This window comes from Pseudomonas sp. PIC25 (assembly GCF_002286785.1).
Lineage (GTDB): Bacteria > Pseudomonadota > Gammaproteobacteria > Pseudomonadales > Pseudomonadaceae > Pseudomonas_M.
The window spans coordinates 1-5,925 of record NZ_MUJY01000131.1 but is presented as its reverse complement, the minus strand read 5'-3'; the positions used below and the strand labels follow the sequence as shown (position 1 = coordinate 5,925).

Annotated in this window: 5 protein-coding genes and 1 tRNA gene; 5 read left to right on the top strand and 1 reads right to left on the bottom strand. The window is 62.8% G+C overall.

Features of this window, described 5'->3' with window-relative positions; all coding sequences use genetic code 11:
- The first annotated feature begins 3 nt into the window (after positions 1–3).
- A tRNA-Arg gene (locus tag BZL41_RS16300) sits at positions 4–80 on the top strand.
- 38 nt (positions 81–118) lie between these two features.
- Here BZL41_RS16300 and BZL41_RS16295 read toward each other — a convergent pair.
- Positions 119–610: a DUF4124 domain-containing protein gene (locus tag BZL41_RS16295; protein ID WP_095600280.1), complete on the bottom strand. Its 492-nt coding sequence runs from the start codon at positions 608–610 to the stop codon at positions 119–121.
- Between the two features lie 328 nt (positions 611–938).
- Here BZL41_RS16295 and mgtE point away from each other — a divergent pair, with 328 nt between their 5' ends.
- The 4 genes from mgtE to BZL41_RS16275 all read left to right on the top strand — a co-directional run bounded on the left by mgtE (position 939) and on the right by BZL41_RS16275 (position 5,809).
- Positions 939–2,381: a magnesium transporter gene (mgtE, locus tag BZL41_RS16290; protein ID WP_095600279.1), complete on the top strand. Its 1,443-nt coding sequence runs from the start codon at positions 939–941 to the stop codon at positions 2,379–2,381.
- 222 nt (positions 2,382–2,603) lie between these two features.
- On the top strand, positions 2,604–2,858 hold the full coding sequence (locus BZL41_RS16285; protein ID WP_095600278.1) for an OadG family protein: 255 nt from the start codon (positions 2,604–2,606) through the stop codon (positions 2,856–2,858).
- Between the two features lie 25 nt (positions 2,859–2,883).
- Positions 2,884–4,662 carry a sodium-extruding oxaloacetate decarboxylase subunit alpha gene (gene oadA, locus BZL41_RS16280; RefSeq protein ID WP_095600277.1) on the top strand — a complete coding sequence of 593 codons (1,779 nt, stop codon included), beginning with the start codon at positions 2,884–2,886 and terminating at the stop codon, positions 4,660–4,662.
- A 10-nt stretch (positions 4,663–4,672) separates the two neighbouring features.
- Entirely contained in the window at positions 4,673–5,809 is a 1,137-nt protein-coding gene (locus BZL41_RS16275; RefSeq protein ID WP_095600276.1) for a sodium ion-translocating decarboxylase subunit beta, read from the top strand.
- Positions 5,810–5,925 lie beyond the last annotated feature (116 nt).

The window sequence follows — 5,925 nt, the reverse complement described above, 5'->3', positions numbered from 1 at the left end:
CACGCACTCATAGCTCAGCTGGATAGAGTACCCGGCTACGAACCGGGCGGTCGGAGGTTCGAATCCTCCTGAGTGCGCCATATCGAAAAGGCCTGCAGCGATGCAGGCCTTTTTCGTTTCAGCGCTTTCCTCTCACGCAGCCGGATTCATCGAAGCTCACTTGACGGCTGTTTCCCTTCGCATCCCGGTAGTGGTAGCGGGTCTGGCCGTTCTGCCGGCTGATGCGGTCCGGCCTGCCCAACGCACTTTCCACGTCTGCCCGCGTCATACCGGCGCGTATCTCCTGCTTGACCATCGCTTCCCGGCGGGCAGTGCCGGTCACTTGGTTGCCGCAGCCATCCTGGCGCTCGCCCACCACGAGCACCGTGCCCGTTTCCCGCTTCTCCTGGCGGGTGGCCTTGCCCGGCCTGGCCATCGGAACCGGCTTGCCTCCGCCCGGGGTAGGGTTGTGGGCATTCTGCAACTGCTGGTCCTGGTCGGTGGGACAACCGTTCAGGGTGAAGGTGACATGACCGGCCGCATCGACGCAGCGAAAGACGGTCGAAGCCAACAGAGCGGGAGAAGGGTAGAGCAGTGCCGCGCAGAGCGTGGCGCGTAGCAGTCCTTGCATGGGGAGTCCTCCTGACGAATGCCCGTACACGCTAAGGGCTTTGCCGGAAGGCTTCCTTGACGTCCGTTGCGTGTCTTCCATGACATGGTTGGCGTCGCAACGAAACAGGGTCAGGTTGCGCTGAGGTTTTTGCTGCAAACACTTGTTCTTGCCAAGTTTTGTCACGCGCAAATGGCTGGCTCGGTGTATCATTGCCCGCGTCAGCCCCGCCGGGGCTTGTGGGATACCACCATGGACTTACCCAGTAGTTACTCCGAACCGCGATTGTTGAACGTAAAGACCGATTGAGCCCCTATGGCGTGCCCGCCAACTGGGGGCGGAGCGCGCTATGACTGAAGTAGAAGCCAAAAAGCCGCAAGAGAGCCTGCAAGACCGTCTGTCGCAGGTGATCGACCTCCTGCACCGGCACAAGCTGGTCGAAGACCTGACCCACCGCCAGGAAGGCCACCATCACGAGCTGGTGGAAAGCCTGGTCCATCGGCAGAACCTCGCCGAGCTGCAACGCAAGCTCGATGAACTGCACCCTGCCGACGTCGCCCATATCCTCGAGGCCCTGCCGCTGAATGACCGCCTGACCGTCTGGCAGTTGGTCAAAGCCGAGCGCGATGGCGATATCCTCCTCGAAGTATCCGACGCCGTGCGGGAGTCGCTGATCGCCGACATGGACGATCACGAGATCCTCGCTGCCGCGAAGGAGATGGATGCCGACGAACTGGCCGACCTCGCACCCGAACTGCCGCGTGACGTCGTCCACGAGCTCATGGAGTCCCTCGACGCCCAGCAGCGCGAGCGCGTGCGTTCGGCGTTGTCCTACGAGGAGGATCAGGTCGGTGCCCTGATGGACTTCGAGATGGTCACCATCCGCGACGACGTCGCCCTCGAAGTGGTGCTGCGCTACCTGCGCCGCCTGAAGGAATTGCCGGGGCACACCGACAAGCTGTTCGTGGTGGACTACGACGGCATTCTCAAGGGTGTGCTGTCGATCAAGCGCCTGCTGGTCAACGACCCGGAGAAGCTGGTGGCCGAGGTGATGGCCAACGACCCGGTGAGTTTCCATCCGGACGACGATGCCTATGACGCCGCCCAGGCGTTCGAACGCTATGACCTGATTTCCGCGCCGGTGGTGGAGAAGAACGGCAAGCTGATCGGCCGTCTGACCATCGACGCCATGGTCGACCTGATCCGGGAGGAGAGCGAAAGCGAAGTCCTCAGCATGGCCGGCCTGCGCGAAGAGGAAGACATCTTCGCCTCGGTCTGGAAATCGGTGCGCAACCGCTGGGCCTGGCTGGCAATCAACCTGATCACCGCCTTCGTCGCCTCGCGGGTGATCGGCATGTTCGAAGGCTCTATCGAGAAGCTGGTGGCCCTCGCGGCGCTGATGCCCATCGTCGCCGGCATCGGCGGCAACTCCGGCAACCAGACCATCACCATGATCGTGCGCGCCATGGCGCTCGATCAGGTCGGCACCGGCAATACCTCGCGGCTGCTGCGCAAGGAGCTGGTGGTGGCCTTGATCAACGGCCTGGTCTGGGGCGGTGTCATCGGTGCGGTCGCCTACGGCCTCTACGGCAGTTGGTCGCTGGGTGTGGTAATGACGGCGGCAATGACTCTGAACCTGCTGCTGGCCGCGTTGATGGGGGTGTTGATTCCCATGACCCTGGTGCGCCTCGGTCGCGATCCGGCCATGGGTTCCAGCGTCATGATCACGGCGATGACCGATAGCGGCGGCTTCTTCATTTTCCTCGGTCTGGCCACGCTGTTCCTGCTCTAAAGATTGCCGTTTCGATCCAAGGTACGAAGCGGCAACGACCTGCCTCGCTGCGACGGAATGACGCTTTTTCGTCTGGATATGTCCCTTTAGCGGGTCTGGCGTTTGCTTCAAACGCGCGTTTCGGGCTAAGGTTCGCCAGTTTGCCCGGGGCATGGCGTCCCGGGTGCTCCCCTTCTTCTAATTAAAAGAACGCGGCGGTCAGCCGCAGGTAAAGGAGCTACGATGACGTCCAGTCAACTCCTGCTCGAGGGTGTCGAGCTCATGCTGTTCGGCATGGGGTTCGTCTTTTTCTTCCTCGCTTTGCTGGTGTTCGCCATCCGCCTGATGTCCCGCCTGATCGGGCGCTTCGCGGCGGCCGCCCCGGTTCCTGCCGCCGCTCCTCTGCCGGTCAAGGCCGCCTTGGCACAGGAGCCGGAAGCCGATCTGCTTGCCGCTATCCAGTCCGCCATCCACCAGCACCGCGCCCGGCGCGGTTGATCCAGGTCCGATAGGGAGTTTTCGCATGACTGCCGTTAAACAAGCACTCGGTATCACCGATGTGGTGCTGCGTGATGCCCATCAGTCGATCCTCGCCACGCGCCTGCGCCTGGAAGACATGCTGCCGATCGCGCCGAAGCTCGATCAGGTCGGCTTCTGGTCGGTGGAATCCTGGGGTGGGGCGACCTTCGATGCCTGCATCCGCTATCTCGGCGAGGACCCGTGGGAGCGCATCCGCGAGTTGAAGAAGGCGATGCCCAATACCCGTCAGCAGATGCTGCTGCGTGGGCAGAACCTGCTCGGCTACCGCCACTACGCGGACGACGTGGTGGAAAAATTCGTCGAGCGTGCCGCGGTCAACGGTGTCGACGTGTTCCGCGTGTTCGACGCGATGAACGATCCGCGCAACCTGCAGACCGCTCTGCAGGCGGTCAAGCGCCAGGGCAAACATGCCCAGGGCACCATCTCCTACACCACCAGCCCGGTGCACACGCTGGACATGTGGATCGATCTGGCCAAGCAGATCGAAGACATGGGGGCAGACTCGGTGGCCATCAAGGACATGGCCGGCATACTCACGCCTTATACCGCCTTCGAGCTGGTCTCGCGTCTGAAGGCCAATCTGTCGATCCCGATCCACATGCAGTGCCATGCGACTGCGGGGCTGTCGTCGGTCGCCATTCTCAAGGCGGTGGAGGCCGGTATCGATAACGTCGATACCGCCATCTCCTCGCTGTCGATGACTTATGGCCACTCGCCGACCGAATCGGTGGTGGCCATGTTCCAGGGCACTGAGCGCGATACCGGCCTGAATCTGGAACTACTGGAGGAAATCGCGGCTTACTTCCGCGAGGTGCGTAAGAAATACGCGAAGTTCGAAGGCAATCTCAAGGGTGTGGATTCGCGCATCCTGGTCGCCCAGGTGCCGGGCGGCATGCTCACCAACATGGAAAGCCAGCTCAAGGAGCAGGGCGCCCAGGATAAATTCGACCAGGTGCTGGCCGAGATTCCGCGCGTTCGTGAGGACCTCGGTTTCATCCCGCTGGTGACGCCGACCTCGCAGATCGTCGGGACCCAGGCGGTGATCAACGTGCTCACCGGCGAGCGCTACAAGTCGATCACCAAGGAAACCGCCGGCGTGCTCAAGGGCGAGTACGGCGCGGCACCGGCACCGTTCAATGCGGAGCTGCAGGCCCGTGTGCTGGACGGGGGCGAGGCCATCACTTGTCGTCCTGCCGATTTGCTGACACCGGAGATGGACAAGCTCATTGCCGAACTCAAGGGCATTGCCCAGGAGAAAGGCTTCAAGCTGGCCAAGGATGAGATCGACGACGTCCTGACCTATGCGCTGTTTCCGCAGATTGGCCTGAAGTTCCTGGAGAACCGCGGCAACCCGGCGGCCTTCGAACCGGCCCCGACCGGTAAGGAAGTGCCAGCCCGCGAGGCTGGCAAGCCTGAGGTCTATACCGTCGACGTCAACGGCAAATCCTTCGTCGTACAGGTCAACGAGGGCGGTGACATCACCGGCATCAAGCCGCTGGGTGGCGCGTCCGCGACTTCCTCTGCTCCGGCCAGCGTACCGGCGGGCGGCGGCGAACCGCAGAGCGCACCGTTGGCGGGCAACATCTTCAAGGTGCTGGTCCAGCCCGGCCAAGCGGTGCAGGAGGGCGATCTGGTGATCATCCTCGAGGCGATGAAGATGGAAACCGAGATCCGCGCCTTCAAGAGCGGCACCATCGGGAGCGTCAACGTCAAGGTCGGCGATGCGGTGGCGGTGGGCGACAGCCTGCTGACCATCGGCTGAGGAGTCGGTGATGGAGAAGCTCCTCAAACTCTGGCAGAGCACTGGCCTGTATCACCTGGAACCGGGACAGGCGCTGATGATTGTCGTCTGCCTGGGACTGGTCTACCTGGCGATCCGCAAGGGCTTCGAACCCTTGCTGCTGATCCCGATCGGCTTCGGCGGCATTCTGTCCAACATCCCGGTGGCCAATATGGCCGAAGGGGCGGGCGTATTGCACCTGTTCTACGAAGTGGGGTTGCCGACCAGCGTGTTCCCGCTGTTGATCTTCATGGGTGTGGGGGCGATGACCGATTTCGGCCCCATGCTGGCGAACCCCAAGACCCTGCTGCTCGGCGCCGCCGCCCAGTTCGGGATCTTCGGTACGCTGATCGGCGCCTTGGCGCTCACCGCGATGGGGATTCCCGGCATGGAGTTCACCCTGAAGGAGGCCGCGTCCATCGCCATCATCGGCGGCGCGGATGGCCCGACCTCGATCTTCGTGACCTCCAAGCTGGCGCCGGACCTGCTCGGTCCCATCGCTGTGGCGGCCTATTCCTACATGGCCCTGGTGCCGCTGATCCAGCCACCGATCATGCGAGCCCTCACCACCAAGGAAGAGCGTGCCATCGTCATGCAGCAATTGCGGCATGTCAGCCAGGCCGAGAAGATCATTTTCCCGCTGGTGCTCTGCCTGCTGGTCGGTCTATTGCTGCCGGATGCCGCGCCGCTGGTGGGCATGTTCGCCTTCGGCAACCTGCTGCGTGAGTGCGGTGTGGTGGAGCGCCTTGCGGATACCTCGCGCAACGCGCTGATTAACATCGTGACCATTGCCCTGGGCCTGACCGTCGGTTCCAAGCTATCGGCGGATGCCTTCCTGCAAATGAAGACCCTGGGCATCCTGCTGCTCGGCATGGTCGCCTTCTGTGGCGGTACCGCGGCGGGTGTGCTGATGGCCAAGCTGATGAACCTGTTCAGCGCGCAGAAGATCAACCCGCTGATCGGCTCGGCCGGCGTTTCCGCGGTGCCGATGGCGGCGCGGGTGTCGAACAAGGTCGGCCTGGAGGCCAACCCGCAGAACTTCCTGCTGATGCACGCCATGGGGCCGAACGTGGCCGGTGTGATCGGTTCGGCGGTGGCGGCGGGTGTTCTGCTGAACTTCGTCGGCTGACAGACGAGGCGGGTTCGTCGATGCGTACCCGCCTGTTCATTTGAACTTGGGAAACCACGTCCTTAGGACGTGGTCATGAGTCACCGGCTCTGCCTGTGACGATTTGAGAGGCTCAT

What these genes read in the sequence shown, in the direction of transcription:
- BZL41_RS16295 (WP_095600280.1), bottom strand. Translation starts at nt 610, where the DNA reads ATGCAAGGACTGCTACGCGCCACGCTCTGCGCGGCACTGCTCTACCCT.
- BZL41_RS16285 (WP_095600278.1), top strand. Translation starts at nt 2,604, where the DNA reads ATGACGTCCAGTCAACTCCTGCTCGAGGGTGTCGAGCTCATGCTGTTC.
- oadA (WP_095600277.1), top strand. Translation starts at nt 2,884, where the DNA reads ATGACTGCCGTTAAACAAGCACTCGGTATCACCGATGTGGTGCTGCGT.
- BZL41_RS16275 (WP_095600276.1), top strand. Translation starts at nt 4,673, where the DNA reads ATGGAGAAGCTCCTCAAACTCTGGCAGAGCACTGGCCTGTATCACCTG.
- mgtE (WP_095600279.1), top strand. Translation starts at nt 939, where the DNA reads ATGACTGAAGTAGAAGCCAAAAAGCCGCAAGAGAGCCTGCAAGACCGT.